We start from the raw sequence: 17,336 nt of genomic DNA, 5'->3' as shown, positions 1-17,336 counted from the left end.
ACGACGATGGCCAAGGCTAAGTTTGAGCGGAACAAGCCGCACTGCAATATTGGGACGATCGGCCATGTCGATCATGGCAAGACGTCCCTGACGGCGGCGATCACGAAGGTCCTGGCGAAGTCCGGTGGCGCGTCGTTCACCGCCTACGACCAGATCGACAAGGCACCCGAGGAGCGGGCTCGCGGCATTACGATCTCGACGGCGCACGTCGAGTACGAGACGGCGAACCGCCACTACGCGCACGTCGATTGCCCCGGCCACGCCGACTACGTGAAGAACATGATCACGGGCGCGGCGCAGATGGACGGCGCGATCCTGGTGTGCTCGGCGGCCGACGGCCCGATGCCCCAGACGCGCGAGCACATCCTGCTGGCCCGCCAGGTTGGCGTGCCCGCGCTGGTGGTGTTCCTCAACAAGATGGATCTGGCCGACCCCGACCTGGTCGAGCTGGTGGAGATGGAGCTGCGCGAGCTGCTCTCGTCCTACCAGTTCCCGGGCGACGACATCCCCATCATCAAGGGCTCCGCGGTCGCGGCGCTCGAGGACAAGACGCCCGAGATCGGCGAGAACGCGATCATCGAGCTGATGGCGGCGGTGGACAGCTACATCCCGCAGCCCGAGCGCGCGATCGACCGTCCGTTCCTGATGCCGGTCGAGGACGTGTTCTCGATCTCGGGTCGCGGCACGGTGGTCACGGGCCGCGTGGAGCGCGGCGTGGTGAAGGTCGGCGAGGAAGTCGAGATCATCGGCCTGAAGGACACGGTGAAGACGACGGTCACGGGCGTCGAGATGTTCCGCAAGCTGCTGGACAGCGGACAGGCTGGCGACAACATCGGCGCGCTGCTGCGTGGCACGAAGCGTGAGGACGTGGAGCGCGGCCAGGTTCTGGCCAAGCCGGGTTCGATCACGCCGCACACGAAGTTCAAGGCCGAGGCCTACATCCTGACGAAGGAAGAGGGTGGCCGTCACACGCCGTTCTTCACGAACTATCGTCCGCAGTTCTACTTCCGGACGACGGACGTGACGGGCATCGTGCAGCTTCCCGAGGGCGTCGAGATGGTGATGCCGGGCGACAACGTGTCGATGGACGTCGAGCTGATTGCGCCGATCGCGATGGATGAGGGCCTGCGCTTCGCCATCCGCGAAGGTGGCCGCACCGTCGGCGCCGGCGTCGTCGCGTCCATCGCGAAGTAAGCGTTAAAAACGCAAACTATTCTGGTCTGCCGGGCTGGACTTTTCCCGGCATTCAGGCTTTTTGTCCGTTAGTTCGACGAGCTGCCGGACACACAGGGGCGTAGCTCAATTGGCTAGAGCGCCGGTCTCCAAAACCGGAGGTTGAGAGTTCGAGACCCTCCGCCCCTGCCAGATTTTCTGTTCGATCGCTCCCGGCCAATCGGCCCGGAGTGGACCAAATCCAGAAGGCCATGTCGGCGGCACGTTGCAAGACGGCCGCCGACATGCTTTCAGGGGGCCGCCGCCGGGTTAGTCCCTGGGGGCTCAGTCAGGAATACGAAGTTTGGCCAAGCTCAATCCCGTTCAGTTTTCCCGGGAAGTCCGACAGGAAGTGGCGAAGGTCACCTGGCCCTCGCGCCGGGAGACGCTGATCACGACCGGCCTCGTGCTGGCCCTGTCCTCCCTGGCGGCCATTTTCTTCCTGGTCACGGATCAGCTGATCCAGCTTGCCATGCGCTGGGTCTTCGGGCTTTAGCAAAGGCGCAACAATTCAGTCGCAGTGTCCGGCGGGCCAGGGGATCTTCCCGTAGCGTCACCGGACGGCGAAGCGAGGTTCTGGCCGATGGCCGATAAGCGTTGGTATGTCGTGCACGTCTATTCGGGCTTCGAGAAGAAGATCGCCGAGCAGATCCGCGCGCAGGCCGCCCAGTCGGGTCTCGCCGACCGGATCGAGGACATCCTCGTCCCCATCGAGCAGGTCGTCGAAGTCCGTCGCGGACAGAAGGTCGACACCGAGCGGAAGTTCTTCCCCGGCTATGTGCTGGTGAAGATGGAAATGACCGACGACACCTGGCACCTCGTGCGCGACACGCCCAAGGTCACGGGCTTCCTCGGCGCGCGCAACAAGCCGCAGCCCATCACCGAGGCCGAGGCGATGCGCATCGTCAACGCCATGGTCGAGGGCGCCGAGAAGCCCCGCCGTCCCGCCGTCCTCTTCGAGGTGGGCGAGCAGGTCCGCGTCTCCGACGGTCCCTTCACCAGCTTCAACGGCACGGTGGAAGAGGTCGACGAGGAGAAGGGGCGCCTCAAGGTCAGCGTCTCGATCTTCGGCCGCTCCACGCCCGTCGAGCTGGAATACAGCCAGGTCGAGAAGCTTTAAGAGCCCACGCCCTACGGAATGGACGACATGCGGGGCCTTCAGGGCCCCGCAACTGTTTTGACCGCCCGCCGGCTACTCCAGCCGATGAAGATCCCCGATCCGACGATGACGCCGGCGCCCAGCCAGGTGGTCGCATCCGGGAATTCGGAAAACATCAGCCAGCCGATGAAGACCGAGCCCAGCAGCTGGAAATACTGGAAGGGCGAGAGCACGTTCGCCGGCGCATAGCCGAAGGCATGGGCCACGCAGTAATGGCCGAGCGCGCCGATCACGCCCACGCCCAGGAACAGGCCGAGATCCACCCACGAATCCGGCGTCTGCCAGACGAAGGGCAGCACGAGCAGCATCCCGAAGGCGCCGACCACGGCCGAGAGCAGCGCCGAGGTCTCGGGCGGGTCGATGCCCGCGATCCGCCGCGTGAGGATCTGGTAGATGCCATAGGCCGTGCCGCTCGCCACGATGAAGAGCGAGGCCCAGTGGAATAGCGCCGTGCCCGGCCGGATGACGATCAGCACGCCGATGAAGCCGCAGACCAGGGCGACGACGCGCGCGGGTGTCGTCCGCTCGCCGAGCATGGGCCAGGCCAGGAGCGCCACGGCCAGCGGGGCGGCCAGGCTGATCGCGGCGGCCTTGCCCAGCGGGATGAAGCCGATCCCGAAGAAATAGCAGGCATTCGAGGTGAAGAGCATGCAGGAACGAAAGAGCTGCAGCCCCAGGCGCTTCGTCCGCACGATCGCCAGGCCGTAGCGTGGCAGGAAGAGCGCGGAGAGGAAGACGATGTGCCCGAAGGCGCGCGCCCAGCTGATCTGCAGCGAGCTGTATTCCTGGCCCAGCAGCTTCGCGAAGCCGCCCATCACCGGGAAGAGCGAGCCCGCCATCAGCATGAACAGGATGCCAAGGAGCAGGCGCGGCGGCGAGGGGGATTTCACGCGCGAACCATGCGGTGCCTTCGCGGACCCGTCCAGCGGCCGGGGCTCCGATTTGGCCGCGTCCCGGGGCGAGGGAGGGCGCTCGGCATGCCGTGGACGCATGTCCCGTCCCGGCGATCGGAAGGGACGGTGACTCGACAGGGCCGGCGCTTGCGTGTAGACGCGCGCCTTCCGGTGAGGGGCTTCGCCCTTCGGCCGTAGAGAAACGCGGGAGGTTCCGTGGCACGACTAAGCCATTGGGCCGTCAGTACCGCGGGTCTCTCCACACTGTGAGAGGACTTTAGTCATGGCAAAGAAGATCGCCGGCTATATCAAGCTGCAGATCCCGGCAGGCAAGGCGAACCCTTCGCCGCCCGTCGGTCCCGCGCTTGGTCAGCGTGGCCTGAACATCATGCAGTTCGTGAAGGAATTCAACGCGGCGACGCAGCAGATGGAGCCCGGCACCCCGACGCCGGTCGTCATCACGGCCTATACCGATCGCAGCTTCTCGTTCATCACGAAGACGCCCCCGAACACCTATTTCCTCCTCAAGGCCGCCAAGGTCGAGAAGGGCAGCCTGACGCCGGGCAAGGGCGCGACCTCCGGTCGCGTGACCCGTTCGCAGCTGGCCGAAATCGCCAAGGTCAAGATGAAGGACATGAACTGCACCGACGTGGAGAGCGCCGTGAGCATGCTCGCTGGCTCCGCCCGTTCGATGGGTATGACCGTGGTGGAGGGCTGATCGATGGCTAAGCTTACGAAGCGCATGAAGGCCCTGGCCTCGACCGTCTCGACGGACAAGGCCTATCCCCTCGCCGAGGCGATCACGCTGGCCAAGGCCAATGCGACCGCCAAGTTCGACGAGACCATCGAGATCTCGATGAACCTCGGCATCGACCCCCGCCACGCCGACCAGATGGTCCGCGGCATGGTCGGCCTGCCCAACGGCACGGGCAAGACCGTCCGCGTGGGCGTCTTCGCCCGTGGCCCGAAGGCCGAGGAGGCCAAGGCCGCCGGCGCCGACGTGGTTGGCGCGGACGACCTCGCCGCCCTGGTCCAGGAAGGCAAGATCGACTTCGACCGCTGCATCGCGACGCCGGACATGATGGCCCTCGTCGGTCGTCTCGGTAAGGTGCTGGGCCCGCGCGGCCTGATGCCGAACCCCAAGCTCGGCACCGTGACCATGGACGTCAAGGGCGCCGTGACGGCGGCCAAGGGCGGCCAGGTCGAGTTCCGCGCCGAGAAGGCCGGCATCGTGCATGCCGGCATCGGCAAGGCCAGCTTCGGCGCCGAGCAGCTGCTCGAGAACGCCAAGGCCTTCGTGGACGCGATCCAGAAGTCCCGCCCGACGGGCGCCAAGGGCACCTACGTCAAGAAGGTGGCCGTGTCCTCGACGATGGGCGCCGGCGTCTCGGTCGACGTGGGCAGCCTCAACGGCTGAGTGAGATTCCTCCCGGGCTTCGGCCCGGGCGGCTTAGGCGGGGCTTCGGCCCCGTCGACCTGTCGGAGATTGCAGGCGCCTGATCCTTCCGGGGAGACGGCATAAAGGGCATCCGCCCGCCAGCATGAGACGGGGAACCGAGATCCGCCCGCTTGGGGACTTTCCCCGCGGGCATGGCTTGGCTTTCCGGCAACGACAGCGAACGGGGTTGGGGGATGGTCCCCTGGCCCCCGTGTGAACCGGTCGGGGCCCTTCCAGAAGGTTCCGGCCACCGACGGAGACGTGACGTTGGACCGTACGGAAAAGCACGCTTTCGTCGACTCGCTGGGCTCTGTCTTCGCGCAGACCTCTTTCGTGCTCGTCGCCCAGAACAAGGGGCTGACGGTCGCGGCGGTGGATTCTCTGCGTCAGAAGATGAAGGCCGCCGGGGCGACGTATAAGGTTGCGAAGAACCGTCTGGCCACTCGCGCCCTCGACGGCACCCGTTTCCAGGCTATCTCTCCCCTGCTGAAGGGCCCCACCGCGCTTGCGTGGTCGGTGGATCCGGTGGCTGTGGCGAAGACGGCCGTGGAGTTCGCCAAGAGCAATGACAAGTTCGTAATCCTGGGCGGTGCGCTCGGGACTCAGATGCTGAACGTCGATGGCGTTAAGGCACTGGCCGAACTTCCGTCGCTCGACACGCTGCGCGCGTCGCTCGTGGGTCTGATCCAGACCCCTGCGACCCGCATCGCCGGGGTGGTTCAGGCCCCCGCCGGCCAGCTGGCACGGGTGCTGAAGGCCTACGCGGACAAGGAAGCCGCGTAAGGGCGCTTCTGGCCTCTCGAATCAGTAAAGCCCCGCCGCGATGCCGCGGTGGGGTTGTCAAGCCACTGTCAAGCCATTAGATCGAAGGAATACACACATGGCCGATCTCGCAAAGCTCGTTGACGAGCTGTCCGCTCTGACCGTTTTGGAGGCCGCTGAGCTCTCCAAGCTGCTCGAAGAGAAGTGGGGCGTCTCCGCCGCCGCTCCGGTGGCCGTTGCGGCCGCTGGTCCGGCTGCTGCCGCCGCTCCCGCCGAAGTGCAGACCGAGTTCACGGTGACCCTTGCCGCCGCTGGCGACAAGAAGATCAACGTGATCAAGGAGATCCGCACGATCACCGGCCTGGGCCTCAAGGAAGCCAAGGATCTGGTCGAAGGCGCTCCGAAGGTCGTCAAGGAGAACATCTCCAAGGACGAAGCGGACAAGATCAAGAAGGTTCTCGAAGAGAACGGCGCGACCGTCGAGGTCAAGTAACGCCGTTCCACCGGGTGCCGGGGCTCCGCGCCGGCATCAGGTGGGAGTTGTTTCGAAGTCGGGGTGGGTGGCAATCGGGTCCGGTTGCCGCCCCTCTCGCCGTTTTGGGGGCAGGGTGCCTCTGAGATGCCTGCGGGGACACGGAATTTCGGCGGCGGGGATCTCTCCGCAGGCCAGCATTAAGGAAGCGGGACACGCATGAACGCCATCAGCAAGTCGTTCACGGCACGCAAGCGCATTCGCAAGAGCTTCGGGCGCCTGCCCGAGGTTGCGCCCATGCCCAACCTGATCGACGTGCAGCGCGCCTCCTACGCGACCTTCCTGCAGATGGAGACGCATCCGGACAGCCGCACCAACACCGGCCTCCAGGAAGTCTTCAAGTCGGTCTTCCCGATCAATGATTTCGCCGGCCGCGGCCGGCTGGAGTTCGTCCAGTACGAGCTCGAAGAGCCCAAATACGACGTCGAGGAGTGCATCGCGCGCGGGCTGAACTACGCCGCGCCCCTCAAGGTCAAGCTGCGCCTGATCGTCTGGGATCTGGACGAGGACACCGGCAGCCGCTCCGTCCGCGACATCAAGGAGCAGGATGTCTACATGGGCGACATGCCGCTCATGACGGACAACGGCACCTTCATCATCAACGGCACCGAGCGCGTCATCGTCTCGCAGATGCACCGTTCGCCCGGCGTGTTCTTCGACCACGACAAGGGCAAGACCCACAGCTCGGGCAAGTACCTCTTCGCCGCCCGCGTGATTCCCTATCGCGGCTCCTGGCTCGACTTCGAGTTCGACGCCAAGGACATCTGCTATGTCCGTGTCGACCGCAAGCGCAAGCTGCCCGCCTCGACCCTCCTCCTCGCGCTCGATGGCGCCGGGACCGAGGCCAAGCGCGTCGAGCGCGCCGCCAAGGGCCTGGAGATGGAGCATGCCGAGATCCGCGGCATGGACGCCGAGGAAATCCTCGGCGCCTTTTACGGCCAGGTCGAGTTCCGCCGCCTGCCCAAGGGCTGGTCGCGCGCCTTCGATCCCGACAGCTTCCGCGGCATCAAGCTGCTGGAGCCGCTGATCGACGCCAAGACCGGCGAGATCGTGGCCGACAAGGACGTCAAGATGACGCCCCGCGCCGCCCGCAAGATCGTGGAGGCCGGCACCACCGAGGTGCTCGTCGGCCGTACCGACCTGCTGGGCCGCTTCGTCGCGCTCGACCTCGTGAACATGGAGACGGGTGAGATCTGGGCGGAGGCCGGCGAGGAGCTGACCGAGGCGAAGCTCGCCGCGATCGAGGATGCCGGCATCGACGTCCTGCCGACGCTCGCCGTCGACCAGTCGGTCGGCCCCTGGATGCGCAACACGCTCGCGGTGGACAAGAACACCAATCGCGAAGAAGCGCTGATGGACATCTACCGGGTCATGCGCCCCGGTGAGCCGCCGACGCCCGAGACCGCCGAGGCGCTGTTCAAGGGCCTGTTCTTCGACGGCGACCGCTACGATCTCTCGGCCGTGGGCCGCGTGAAGATGAACATGCGCCTGGGCTTCTCGCTCGAGGAGGCGCCCGACCATCTGCGCACGCTGCGCAAGCAGGACATCGTCTCGACGATGCGCGTGCTGATGGACCTCAAGGACGGCCGCGGCTCCATCGACGACATCGACAACCTCGGCAACCGGCGCGTGCGCTCGGTCGGCGAGCTGATGGAGAACCAGTACCGCGTCGGCCTGCTGCGCATGGATCGCGCGATCAAGGAGCGCATGGGCGCGGTCGATATCGACACCGTCATGCCGCACGACCTGATCAACGCGAAGCCGGCCGCGGCCGCCGTGCGCGAGTTCTTCGGCTCCTCGCAGCTGTCGCAGTTCATGGACCAGACCAACCCGCTGTCGGAAGTGACGCATAAGCGCCGCCTCTCGGCGCTTGGCCCGGGCGGTCTGACCCGCGAGCGCGCCGGCTTCGAGGTGCGCGACGTGCACCCGACGCATTACGGCCGCATCTGCCCGATCGAGACGCCGGAAGGCCCGAACATCGGCCTGATCAACTCGCTCGCCACCTTCGCGCGGGTGAACAAGTACGGCTTCATCGAGACGCCCTATCGCCTCGTGAAGGACGGCAAGATCACGGGCGATCCGCGCTACCTCTCCGCCATGGAGGAGGAGAAGCTCGTCGTCGCCCAGGCCGATGCCCATGTGGACGCGACCACGGGCGAGTTCCTGAGCGATCTGGTCTCGGTCCGCCAGGGCGGCGACTTCCGCCTGGTGAAGCCGGGCGAGGTGACGGCCATCGACGTCTCGCCCAAGCAGCTCGTCTCCGTCGCGGCCGCGCTCATTCCGTTCCTCGAGAACGATGACGCCAACCGTGCGCTGATGGGCTCGAACATGCAGCGTCAGGCCGTGCCGCTGATCCGCGCCGACGCCCCGCTCGTGGGCACCGGTATGGAGGCCGCCGTGGCCCGCGATTCGGGCGCGGCGATTTCCGCCCGTCGCGATGGCATCGTCGACCAGATCGACGGCGCGCGCATCGTGGTGCGCGCCTCGGGCGAGGACGGCCAGACGATCGGCGTGGACATCTATCGTCTGCGCAAGTTCCAGCGCTCCAACCAGAGCACCTGCATCAACCAGCGTCCGCTGGTGAAGGTGGGCGACCGGGTGTCCGGCGGCGAGATCATTGCCGACGGCCCGTCCACGGAGCTGGGCGAACTGGCCCTGGGCCGCAACGTGCTCTGCGCGTTCATGCCCTGGAACGGCTACAACTTCGAGGACTCCATCCTGATCTCGGAGCGCATCGCGCGCGACGACGTGTTCACCTCCATCCACATCGAAGAGTTCGAAGTGATGGCGCGCGACACGAAGCTCGGCCAGGAAGAGATCAGCCGCGACATCCCCAATGTGGGTGAAGAAGCGCTGCGCAACCTCGATGAGGCCGGCATCGTCTATGTCGGTGCCGAGGTCCATCCCGGCGACATCCTCATCGGCAAGGTGACGCCGAAGGGCGAGAGCCCGATGACGCCGGAAGAGAAGCTCCTGCGCGCCATCTTCGGCGAGAAGGCGTCCGACGTGCGCGACACGTCGCTGCGCCTGCCGCCGGGCGTTTCCGGCACGATCGTCGACGTGCGCGTCTTCTCCCGCCGCGGCGTGGACAAGGACGAGCGCGCCATGGCGATCGAGCGTTCGGAGATCGAGCGCCTGGCCAAGGACCGCGACGACGAGCGCGCCATCCAGGAGCGCAGCTTCTATGGCCGTCTGCGTGAGCGCCTGCTGAACCGTAAGGCCAGCGGCGGCTTCAAGGGCGTGAAGGCCGGCACGCCGGTGACCGACGAAGTGCTGGAGCAGTTCGCCAAGGCGACCTGGCGCCAGATCGCGGTGACCGACGATGCGGCGATGGTCGAGATCGAGGCGCTGAAGCGCGAGTTCGACACCGCGGTGGAGAAGCTGCAGAAGCGCTTCGAATCCAAGGTCGAGAAGCTGCAGCGCGGCGACGAGCTGCCGCCCGGCGTCATGAAGATGGTCAAGGTCTTCGTGGCGGTGAAGCGCAAGCTGCAGCCCGGCGACAAGATGGCCGGCCGCCATGGCAACAAGGGCGTCGTCTCGCGCGTGGTGCCGGTGGAGGACATGCCGTTCCTCGAGGACGGCACCTCGGTCGATCTCGTGCTGAACCCGCTGGGCGTGCCCTCACGCATGAACATCGGTCAGATCCTTGAGACGCATCTGGGTTGGGCCTGCGCGAATATCGGCCGTGAGGTCGGTATCCTGGTGGACGATTTCCGTCGTTCGTCGGCCGTGCGCGAGGAGCTTCTCGCCAAGCTGAAGGACATCTACGGCGACGAGATCTACGAGCGTGACATCGCGCCGATGAGCGAAGAGCAGCTGATCGAGCTGTCGGACAACCTGAAGAAGGGCATTCCGATCGCCACGCCGGTCTTCGACGGCGCGCGCATCTCGGACATCGAGGAAATGCTGACGAAGGCGGGGCTCGACACCTCCGGCCAGATGCAGCTGATCGATGGCCGCACGGGCGAGCTCTTCGAGCGCAAGACCACGGTCGGCTACATCTACATGCTGAAGCTGCACCACCTGGTCGACGACAAGATCCACGCGCGTTCGATCGGCCCCTATTCGCTGGTCACGCAGCAGCCGCTGGGCGGCAAGGCCCAGTTCGGCGGACAGCGTTTCGGCGAGATGGAGGTCTGGGCGCTCGAGGCTTACGGCGCCGCGTACACGCTGCAGGAGATGCTGACGGTGAAGTCGGACGACGTGTCCGGCCGCACCAAGGTCTACGAGGCGATCGTCCGCGATCAGGACAGCTTCGAGGCCGGCATTCCGGAAAGCTTCAACGTTCTGGTCAAGGAGCTCAAGTCGCTCGGCCTGAACGTGGACCTGGAAAACCGCGGGTCCTGAGTATGACGGACGGGGTGCCTGACGCGCCCCGTCCTCCCCCATGCATGGCCCGGCGCAAGCGTCGGGCGGAGAGCGAGGCGGCATGAACGAGCTGATGAAGATCCTGGGCCAGACCGGCCAGGCGATGACTTTCGACCAGATCAAGATCTCCATGGCGTCGCCGGAGCAGATCCGCTCCTGGTCCTATGGCGAGATTAAGAAGCCCGAGACGATCAACTACCGCACCTTCAAGCCGGAGCGGGACGGGCTGTTCTGCGCGCGCATCTTTGGTCCGATCAAGGACTACGAGTGCCTGTGCGGCAAGTACAAGCGGATGAAGTTCCGCGGCATCGTCTGCGAGAAGTGCGGCGTGGAAGTCACGCTCGCCAAGGTCCGGCGCGAGCGCATGGGCCATATCGAGCTTGCGGCCCCCGTTGCCCACATCTGGTTCCTGAAGTCCCTCCCGAGCCGCGTCGGCCTCATGGTCGATATGACCCTGAAGGAACTGGAGAAGGTTCTGTACTTCGAGTCCTACGTGGTGCTCGAGCCGGGCCTGACGGACCTCAAGCTGCATTCGCTGCTGAACGAGGACCAGTTCGTCTCCAAGCAGGACGAATTCGGCGAGGACGCCTTCCGCGTCGGCATCGGTGCCGAGGCCGTGAAGGAGATCCTGCATGGCATGGAGATGGCCAAGGACGGCGTGCGCCTGCGCGCCGAGCTGAAGGAAACCACCTCCGAGGCCAAGCGCAAGAAGCTCGTCAAGCGCCTGAAGCTGATCGAGGCCTTCAATGACTCGGGTGCTCGTCCCGAGTGGATGATCCTCGATGTCGTGCCGGTCATCCCGCCCGAGCTGCGCCCGCTGGTGCCGCTGGACGGCGGCCGCTTCGCGACCTCGGATCTGAACGACCTGTATCGCCGCGTCATCAACCGCAACAACCGCCTCAAGCGGCTGATCGAGCTGCGCGCGCCCGACATCATCGTGCGCAACGAGAAGCGCATGCTGCAGGAATCGGTCGATGCGCTGTTCGACAACGGCCGTCGCGGCCGCGCGATCACGGGCGCCAACAAGCGCCCGCTGAAGTCGCTGTCCGACATGCTGAAGGGCAAGCAGGGCCGGTTCCGTCAGAACCTTCTCGGCAAGCGCGTGGACTACTCGGGCCGTTCGGTCATCGTGGTGGGTCCCGAGCTGAAGCTGCACCAGTGCGGCCTGCCCAAGAAGATGGCGCTCGAGCTCTTCAAGCCCTTCATCTACTCGAAGCTCGAGAAGTACGGCCACGCCAGCACCATCAAGCAGGCGAAGCGGATGGTCGAGAAGGAGCGTCCCGAGGTCTGGGACATCCTGGAAGAGGTCATCCGCGAGCACCCGGTCATGCTGAACCGGGCGCCCACGCTGCACCGCCTGGGCATCCAGGCCTTCGAGCCCGTGCTCGTCGAGGGCAAGGCGATCCAGCTGCACCCGCTGGTCTGCACCGCCTTCAACGCCGACTTCGACGGCGACCAGATGGCCGTGCACGTCCCCCTGAGCCTCGAGGCTCAGCTGGAAGCGCGCGTGCTGATGATGTCGACCAACAACATCCTCTCGCCCGCGAACGGCAAGCCGATCATCGTGCCGTCGCAGGATATCGTGCTCGGCCTGTACTACCTCAGCATCGACACGCCCGAGTTCCGGGCTGCCGAGGACGACAAGGCGCCGCGCATCACCGATATCGGTGAGATCGAGCACGCTTTGTCCGTGGGCGCGCTGACCATCCACAGCAAGATCCTGACGCGCCGCGCCACGGTCGATGCCGACAACAAGCCGATCGTCGAGCGGGTCATCTCCACGCCGGGCCGCATGCTCATGGGCGCGCTCCTGCCCAAGCACCCCGCGCTGCCCTTCTCGCTGATCAACCGCCTGCTGACCAAGAAGTCCATCTCGGACGTGATCGACGCCGTCTACCGCCATTGCGGCCAGAAGGAGTCGGTGATCTTCGCCGACCGCCTGATGGGCCTCGGCTTCAAGCACGCGGCCAAGGCGGGCATCTCCTTCGGCAAGGACGACATGATGATCCCCGCCGAGAAGGAGGGGCTCATCGCGACGACCAAGGCGGAAGTGAAGGAGTTCGAGCAGCAGTACCTCGACGGCCTCATCACCTCGGGCGAGCGCTACAACAAGGTGGTCGACGCCTGGTCGCGCTGCACGGATTCCGTCGCGACCGCGATGATGAAGGAGATTCAGAAGCAGGAGATCGGCAAGCCGACCAACTCCGTCTGGATGATGTCTCACTCCGGCGCGCGTGGTTCGCCGGCGCAGATGCGCCAGCTGGCCGGCATGCGCGGCCTGATGGCCAAGCCCTCGGGCGAGATCATCGAGCAGCCGATCATCTCGAACTTCAAGGAAGGCCTCACCGTCCTCGAGTACTTCAACTCGACGCACGGCGCCCGTAAGGGCCTCGCCGACACGGCGCTGAAGACGGCCAACTCGGGTTACCTGACGCGGCGTCTCGTCGACGTGGCGCAGGACTGCATCATCATGGAAGAGGATTGCGGGACCGAGCGTGGCCTCAACGTGCGCGCCATCATGGATGGCGGCGACGTGGTGTCCTCGCTCTCCGAGCGCATCCTGGGCCGTACGACGCAGGAAGACGTGATCGACCCGGCGACGGGCGAGATCCTCGTCGCGAACAACATGCTGGTCGAGGAAGCCGATGCCGAGCGCATCGAGAAGGCCGGCGTCGAGGGGGTGAAGATCCGCTCGGTGTTGACCTGCGAATCGCTCCAGGGCGTCTGCGGCCATTGCTACGGCCGCGATCTGGCCCGCGGCACGCCGGTGAACATGGGCGAGGCGGTGGGCGTCATCGCCGCGCAGTCCATCGGCGAGCCGGGCACGCAGCTGACCATGCGTACCTTCCACATCGGCGGTGCGGCGCAGCGTGGCGCCGAGCAGTCGGCCGTGGAAGCGACGGTCGATGCGACGACCAAGCTCTATAACCTGCAGCTGGTGACCAACAGCTCGGGCGCGCCGATCGTCATGAGCCGTAACTGCGAAGTGGCGCTCCTCGACGCCAATGGCCGTGAGCGCGCCCGCTTCCGCGTGCCCTACGGCGCGCGCATGTTGATCACGGACGGCGTCAGCGTCGTGCGTGGCCAGAAGCTCGCCGACTGGGATCCCTTCACCCTTCCGATCATCACGGAGCGCGAGGGCAAGGTCGAATATAACGACCTCATCGAGGGCATCACCCTCGTCGAGCGGACCGATGACGTGACGGGCCTGACCTCCAAGGTGGTGGTCGACTACAAGGGCTCGGCCAAGTCGGTCGACCTTCGCCCGCGCATCGTCATGAAGGACGCCCGCGGCGAGATCATGAAGCTGCCGAACGGCACCGAGGCCCGCTACTTCCTCAGCCCCGACACGGTGCTGAGCGTGGACCACGGCGCGACGGTCGAGGCCGGTGACGTGGTGGCGCGCATGCCCCGCGAATCGTCCAAGACGCGTGACATCACCGGCGGTCTGCCGCGCGTGGCGGAGCTCTTCGAGGCCCGCCGTCCGAAGGATGCCGCGATCATCAGCGACATCGACGGTCGCGTGGAGTTCGGCAAGGACTACAAGGCCAAGCGCCGGGTCATCGTGAAGAGCGAGCCCATGGGCGACGAGCCCGCGATCGAGCGCGAGTACCTGGTGCCCAAGGGCAAGCACGTCTCGGTGCAGGAGGGCGACTACGTGAAGGCGGGCGACCCCCTGGTCGACGGGCCGCGCGTGCCGCACGACATCCTGCGCGTGCTGGGCGTCGAGGCGCTGGCGAACTACCTCGTCAACGAGATCCAGGACGTCTACCGGCTCCAGGGCGTGAAGATCAACGACAAGCACATTGAGGTGATCGTTCGCCAGATGCTGCAGAAGGTTGAGATTCTCGATGGTGGCGAGACGACCTATCTCATCGGCGAGCAGGTCGACCGCTTCGAGTTCGACGCGGAGAACGACAAGCGCCTGAAGCTCGGCGAGCGCCCCGCGAGGGCCGAGCCGGTGCTCCAGGGCATCACCAAGGCCTCGCTGCAGACGCAGAGCTTCATCTCGGCGGCGTCCTTCCAGGAGACCACCCGAGTGCTCACCGAGGCGGCCACGGCCGGCAAGGTGGATACGCTGGCCGGCCTCAAGGAAAACGTCATCGTGGGCCGCCTGATTCCAGCGGGCACGGGCTCCGTGATGAACCGCCTGAAGATCCTGGCGGCGAAGCGCGACAGCGGCCGCCTGCCTGCGACGCCGGCTCTTCCCGAGCCGGAGAAGAGCCCCGCAGCCGCCGAATAGCGGTATGCGGAAAGGGCGGGGGCCGTGCGTCTCCTCCGTCCTGCGAATCACCCCCTCATCGCTTGACTCTGCCTGAGGGGGTGGTAAGACGCGCAACTCGCCGGGACGATCAGAGATGGTCCCCTGGCATGTTGGTTCAAACGCCTTGCTTCGGTCGCCACGATTTCCGTTTCGGAGGTCGCTCAGGCCCGGGGTTGACGCGGTAGCCCGTTCGGAGCGCGAAAGCGCCCGTCGGGCTCTACGTCGTTTGGCGGGCGGATCGCACTGAACGGGTTTACGAAGGGGCGTCATGCCGACGATCAACCAGCTCATCGCGCAGGGGCGCGAGCCGCGCCGTAGCCAGAACAAGGTTCCGGCTCTCGAAGGCTGCCCGCAGAAGCGCGGCGTCTGCACGCGCGTCTATACGACCACGCCGAAGAAGCCGAACTCGGCTCTGCGTAAGGTCGCCAAGGTCCGCCTGACCAACGGCTTCGAAGTCGTGAGCTACATCCCTGGCGAGGGCCATAACCTGCAGGAGCACTCCGTTGTGCTCATCCGCGGCGGCCGCGTTAAGGATCTTCCCGGCGTTCGCTACCACATTCTGCGCGGCGTCCTCGATACGCAGGGCCTGCCGAAGCGCCGCAAGCGGCGTTCGCTCTACGGCGCCAAGCGGCCGAAGTGAGGAACTGAGATGTCTCGTCGTCACCGCGCGGAAAAGCGCGAAGTCCTGCCGGATCCGAAGTTCGGCGATGTTGTCCTGAGCCGTTTCATGAACGTGCTTATGTACGACGGTAAGAAGAGCGCCGCGGAAGGCATCGTCTATGCCGCCATGGACACGCTGAAGCGCAAGGGTGGCGTCAATGCCGACCCGCTTCGCCTGTTCCACGAGGCGCTGGACAATGTGAAGCCGGCCGTCGAGGTGCGTTCGCGCCGCGTCGGTGGTGCCACCTACCAGGTGCCCGTCGAGGTTCGCCCCGAGCGGCGCCAGGCGCTGGCCATTCGCTGGCTGATCGATGCCGCCCGCAAGCGCGGCGAGAGCACGATGGAAGAGCGCCTTTCGGCGGAGCTGATGGACGCGGTGAACAACCGCGGCACGGCTGTGAAGAAGCGCGAAGACACGCACCGGATGGCCGAAGCCAACAAGGCCTTCAGCCACTACCGCTGGTAACAGATGACAGGGCGCGCTCAGGCGCGCGGGTAACACCCCTTTTGGATTGGATGCACGACGATGGCCAAGGCTAAGTTTGAGCGGAACAAGCCGCACTGCAATATTGGGACGATCGGCCATGTCGATCATGGCAAGACGTCCCTGACGGCGGCGATCACGAAGGTCCTGGCGAAGTCCGGTGGCGCGTCGTTCACCGCCTACGACCAGATCGACAAGGCACCCGAGGAGCGGGCTCGCGGCATTACGATCTCGACGGCGCACGTCGAGTACGAGACGGCGAACCGCCACTACGCGCACGTCGATTGCCCCGGCCACGCCGACTACGTGAAGAACATGATCACGGGCGCGGCGCAGATGGACGGCGCGATCCTGGTGTGCTCGGCGGCCGACGGCCCGATGCCCCAGACGCGCGAGCACATCCTGCTGGCCCGCCAGGTTGGCGTGCCCGCGCTGGTGGTGTTCCTCAACAAGATGGATCTGGCCGACCCCGACCTGGTCGAGCTGGTGGAGATGGAGCTGCGCGAGCTGCTCTCGTCCTACCAGTTCCCGGGCGACGACATCCCCATCATCAAGGGCTCCGCGGTCGCGGCGCTCGAGGACAAGACGCCCGAGATCGGCGAGAACGCGATCATCGAGCTGATGGCGGCGGTGGACAGCTACATCCCGCAGCCCGAGCGCGCGATCGACCGTCCGTTCCTGATGCCGGTCGAGGACGTGTTCTCGATCTCGGGTCGCGGCACGGTGGTCACGGGCCGCGTGGAGCGCGGCGTGGTGAAGGTCGGCGAGGAAGTCGAGATCATCGGCCTGAAGGACACGGTGAAGACGACGGTCACGGGCGTCGAGATGTTCCGCAAGCTGCTGGACAGCGGACAGGCTGGCGACAACATCGGCGCGCTGCTGCGTGGCACGAAGCGTGAGGACGTGGAGCGCGGCCAGGTTCTGGCCAAGCCGGGTTCGATCACGCCGCACACGAAGTTCAAGGCCGAGGCCTACATCCTGACGAAGGAAGAGGGTGGCCGTCACACGCCGTTCTTCACGAACTATCGTCCGCAGTTCTACTTCCGGACGACGGACGTGACGGGCATCGTGCAGCTTCCCGAGGGCGTCGAGATGGTGATGCCGGGCGACAACGTGTCGATGGACGTCGAGCTGATTGCGCCGATCGCGATGGATGAGGGCCTGCGCTTCGCCATCCGCGAAGGTGGCCGCACCGTCGGCGCCGGCGTCGTCGCGTCCATCGCGAAGTAAGCGGGCAAAATCCACCATGGACAGCCAAAATATCCGCATTCGCCTCAAGGCGTTCGATCACCGCGTGCTCGATGGTAGCACGCGGGAGATCGTGCAGACCGCGAAGCGGACCGGTGCGCGCGTGCGCGGGCCCATCCCGCTGCCGACGCAGATCGAGCGTTTCACCGTGAACCGCTCGCCCCACGTGGACAAGAAGAGCCGGGAGCAGTTCGAAATTCGGACGCACCGTCGGCTCCTCGACATCGTCGACCCCACCCCGCAGACCGTGGACGCGCTGATGAAGCTCGACCTGGCCTCCGGTGTGGACGTCGAGATCAAGATCTGAGGACGGAAC

Annotated in this window: 14 protein-coding genes and 1 tRNA gene; 14 read left to right on the top strand and 1 reads right to left on the bottom strand. The window is 65.8% G+C overall.

From position 1 onward, the window contains the following. Positions 1–6: 6 nt before the first annotated feature. The 4 genes from tuf (ACO057_RS05770) (at position 7) to nusG (ending at position 2,332) form a co-directional block, all read left to right on the top strand. A complete protein-coding gene (gene tuf, locus ACO057_RS05770; protein ID WP_421989511.1) occupies positions 7–1,194 on the top strand; it encodes an elongation factor Tu in 1,188 nt (395 codons plus the stop codon). 94 nt (positions 1,195–1,288) lie between these two features. Next, a tRNA-Trp gene (locus tag ACO057_RS05765) sits at positions 1,289–1,365 on the top strand. Positions 1,366–1,516: 151 nt separating this feature from the next. Continuing rightward, a complete protein-coding gene (gene secE / locus ACO057_RS05760; RefSeq protein ID WP_165585265.1) occupies positions 1,517–1,708 on the top strand; it encodes a preprotein translocase subunit SecE in 192 nt (63 codons plus the stop codon). Positions 1,709–1,795: 87 nt separating this feature from the next. Continuing rightward, on the top strand, positions 1,796–2,332 hold the full coding sequence (nusG, locus tag ACO057_RS05755; protein WP_421989530.1) for a transcription termination/antitermination protein NusG: 537 nt from the start codon (positions 1,796–1,798) through the stop codon (positions 2,330–2,332). 38 nt (positions 2,333–2,370) lie between these two features. On the opposite strand, the gene ACO057_RS05750 is transcribed toward nusG, so the two are convergent. Beyond that, entirely contained in the window at positions 2,371–3,261 is an 891-nt protein-coding gene (locus tag ACO057_RS05750; protein ID WP_421989528.1) for a DMT family transporter, read from the bottom strand. Positions 3,262–3,547: 286 nt separating this feature from the next. Between ACO057_RS05750 and rplK the strand changes: the two genes are divergently transcribed. From rplK to rpsJ, 10 genes are all read left to right on the top strand, one after another. Next, on the top strand, positions 3,548–3,982 hold the full coding sequence (gene rplK, locus ACO057_RS05745; RefSeq protein WP_421989526.1) for a 50S ribosomal protein L11: 435 nt from the start codon (positions 3,548–3,550) through the stop codon (positions 3,980–3,982). A 3-nt stretch (positions 3,983–3,985) separates the two neighbouring features. Continuing rightward, positions 3,986–4,681 carry a 50S ribosomal protein L1 gene (rplA, locus tag ACO057_RS05740; RefSeq protein ID WP_421989524.1) on the top strand — a complete coding sequence of 232 codons (696 nt, stop codon included), beginning with the start codon at positions 3,986–3,988 and terminating at the stop codon, positions 4,679–4,681. Positions 4,682–4,969: 288 nt separating this feature from the next. Then, positions 4,970–5,485: a 50S ribosomal protein L10 gene (rplJ, locus tag ACO057_RS05735; RefSeq protein WP_421989522.1), complete on the top strand. Its 516-nt coding sequence runs from the start codon at positions 4,970–4,972 to the stop codon at positions 5,483–5,485. A 97-nt stretch (positions 5,486–5,582) separates the two neighbouring features. After that, positions 5,583–5,957 carry a 50S ribosomal protein L7/L12 gene (rplL, locus tag ACO057_RS05730; protein WP_421989520.1) on the top strand — a complete coding sequence of 125 codons (375 nt, stop codon included), beginning with the start codon at positions 5,583–5,585 and terminating at the stop codon, positions 5,955–5,957. Positions 5,958–6,155: 198 nt separating this feature from the next. Continuing rightward, positions 6,156–10,343: a DNA-directed RNA polymerase subunit beta gene (gene rpoB / locus ACO057_RS05725; protein WP_421989518.1), complete on the top strand. Its 4,188-nt coding sequence runs from the start codon at positions 6,156–6,158 to the stop codon at positions 10,341–10,343. 82 nt (positions 10,344–10,425) lie between these two features. Beyond that, a complete protein-coding gene (rpoC, locus tag ACO057_RS05720) occupies positions 10,426–14,607 on the top strand; it encodes a DNA-directed RNA polymerase subunit beta' (protein ID WP_421989516.1) in 4,182 nt (1,393 codons plus the stop codon). A 289-nt stretch (positions 14,608–14,896) separates the two neighbouring features. Next, positions 14,897–15,268, top strand: coding sequence for a 30S ribosomal protein S12 (gene rpsL, locus ACO057_RS05715; RefSeq protein WP_131546751.1), 372 nt, complete (start codon positions 14,897–14,899; stop codon positions 15,266–15,268). Positions 15,269–15,277: 9 nt separating this feature from the next. Further along, positions 15,278–15,754: a 30S ribosomal protein S7 gene (gene rpsG, locus ACO057_RS05710; protein WP_421989513.1), complete on the top strand. Its 477-nt coding sequence runs from the start codon at positions 15,278–15,280 to the stop codon at positions 15,752–15,754. A gap of 60 nt (positions 15,755–15,814) precedes the next feature. Then, a complete protein-coding gene (tuf, locus tag ACO057_RS05705; RefSeq protein ID WP_421989511.1) occupies positions 15,815–17,002 on the top strand; it encodes an elongation factor Tu in 1,188 nt (395 codons plus the stop codon). 16 nt (positions 17,003–17,018) lie between these two features. After that, a complete protein-coding gene (gene rpsJ / locus ACO057_RS05700) occupies positions 17,019–17,327 on the top strand; it encodes a 30S ribosomal protein S10 (RefSeq protein ID WP_131550998.1) in 309 nt (102 codons plus the stop codon). Positions 17,328–17,336: the final 9 nt, after the last annotated feature.

It is taken from the genome of Roseococcus sp. (assembly GCF_965227005.1).
Lineage (GTDB): Bacteria > Pseudomonadota > Alphaproteobacteria > Acetobacterales > Acetobacteraceae > Roseococcus.
The sequence above is the reverse complement of the archived record's forward strand: the minus strand, read 5'-3'. Positions and strand labels throughout refer to the sequence as shown.

Coding starts and splice junctions, on each gene's coding strand:
- tuf (WP_421989511.1), top strand. CDS start 7: ATGGCCAAGGCTAAGTTTGAGCGGAACAAGCCGCACTGCAATATTGGG.
- nusG (WP_421989530.1), top strand. CDS start 1,796: ATGGCCGATAAGCGTTGGTATGTCGTGCACGTCTATTCGGGCTTCGAG.
- rplK (WP_421989526.1), top strand. CDS start 3,548: ATGGCAAAGAAGATCGCCGGCTATATCAAGCTGCAGATCCCGGCAGGC.
- rplA (WP_421989524.1), top strand. CDS start 3,986: ATGGCTAAGCTTACGAAGCGCATGAAGGCCCTGGCCTCGACCGTCTCG.
- rplL (WP_421989520.1), top strand. CDS start 5,583: ATGGCCGATCTCGCAAAGCTCGTTGACGAGCTGTCCGCTCTGACCGTT.
- rpoB (WP_421989518.1), top strand. CDS start 6,156: ATGAACGCCATCAGCAAGTCGTTCACGGCACGCAAGCGCATTCGCAAG.
- rpoC (WP_421989516.1), top strand. CDS start 10,426: ATGAACGAGCTGATGAAGATCCTGGGCCAGACCGGCCAGGCGATGACT.
- rpsL (WP_131546751.1), top strand. CDS start 14,897: ATGCCGACGATCAACCAGCTCATCGCGCAGGGGCGCGAGCCGCGCCGT.
- rpsG (WP_421989513.1), top strand. CDS start 15,278: ATGTCTCGTCGTCACCGCGCGGAAAAGCGCGAAGTCCTGCCGGATCCG.
- tuf (WP_421989511.1), top strand. CDS start 15,815: ATGGCCAAGGCTAAGTTTGAGCGGAACAAGCCGCACTGCAATATTGGG.
- rpsJ (WP_131550998.1), top strand. CDS start 17,019: ATGGACAGCCAAAATATCCGCATTCGCCTCAAGGCGTTCGATCACCGC.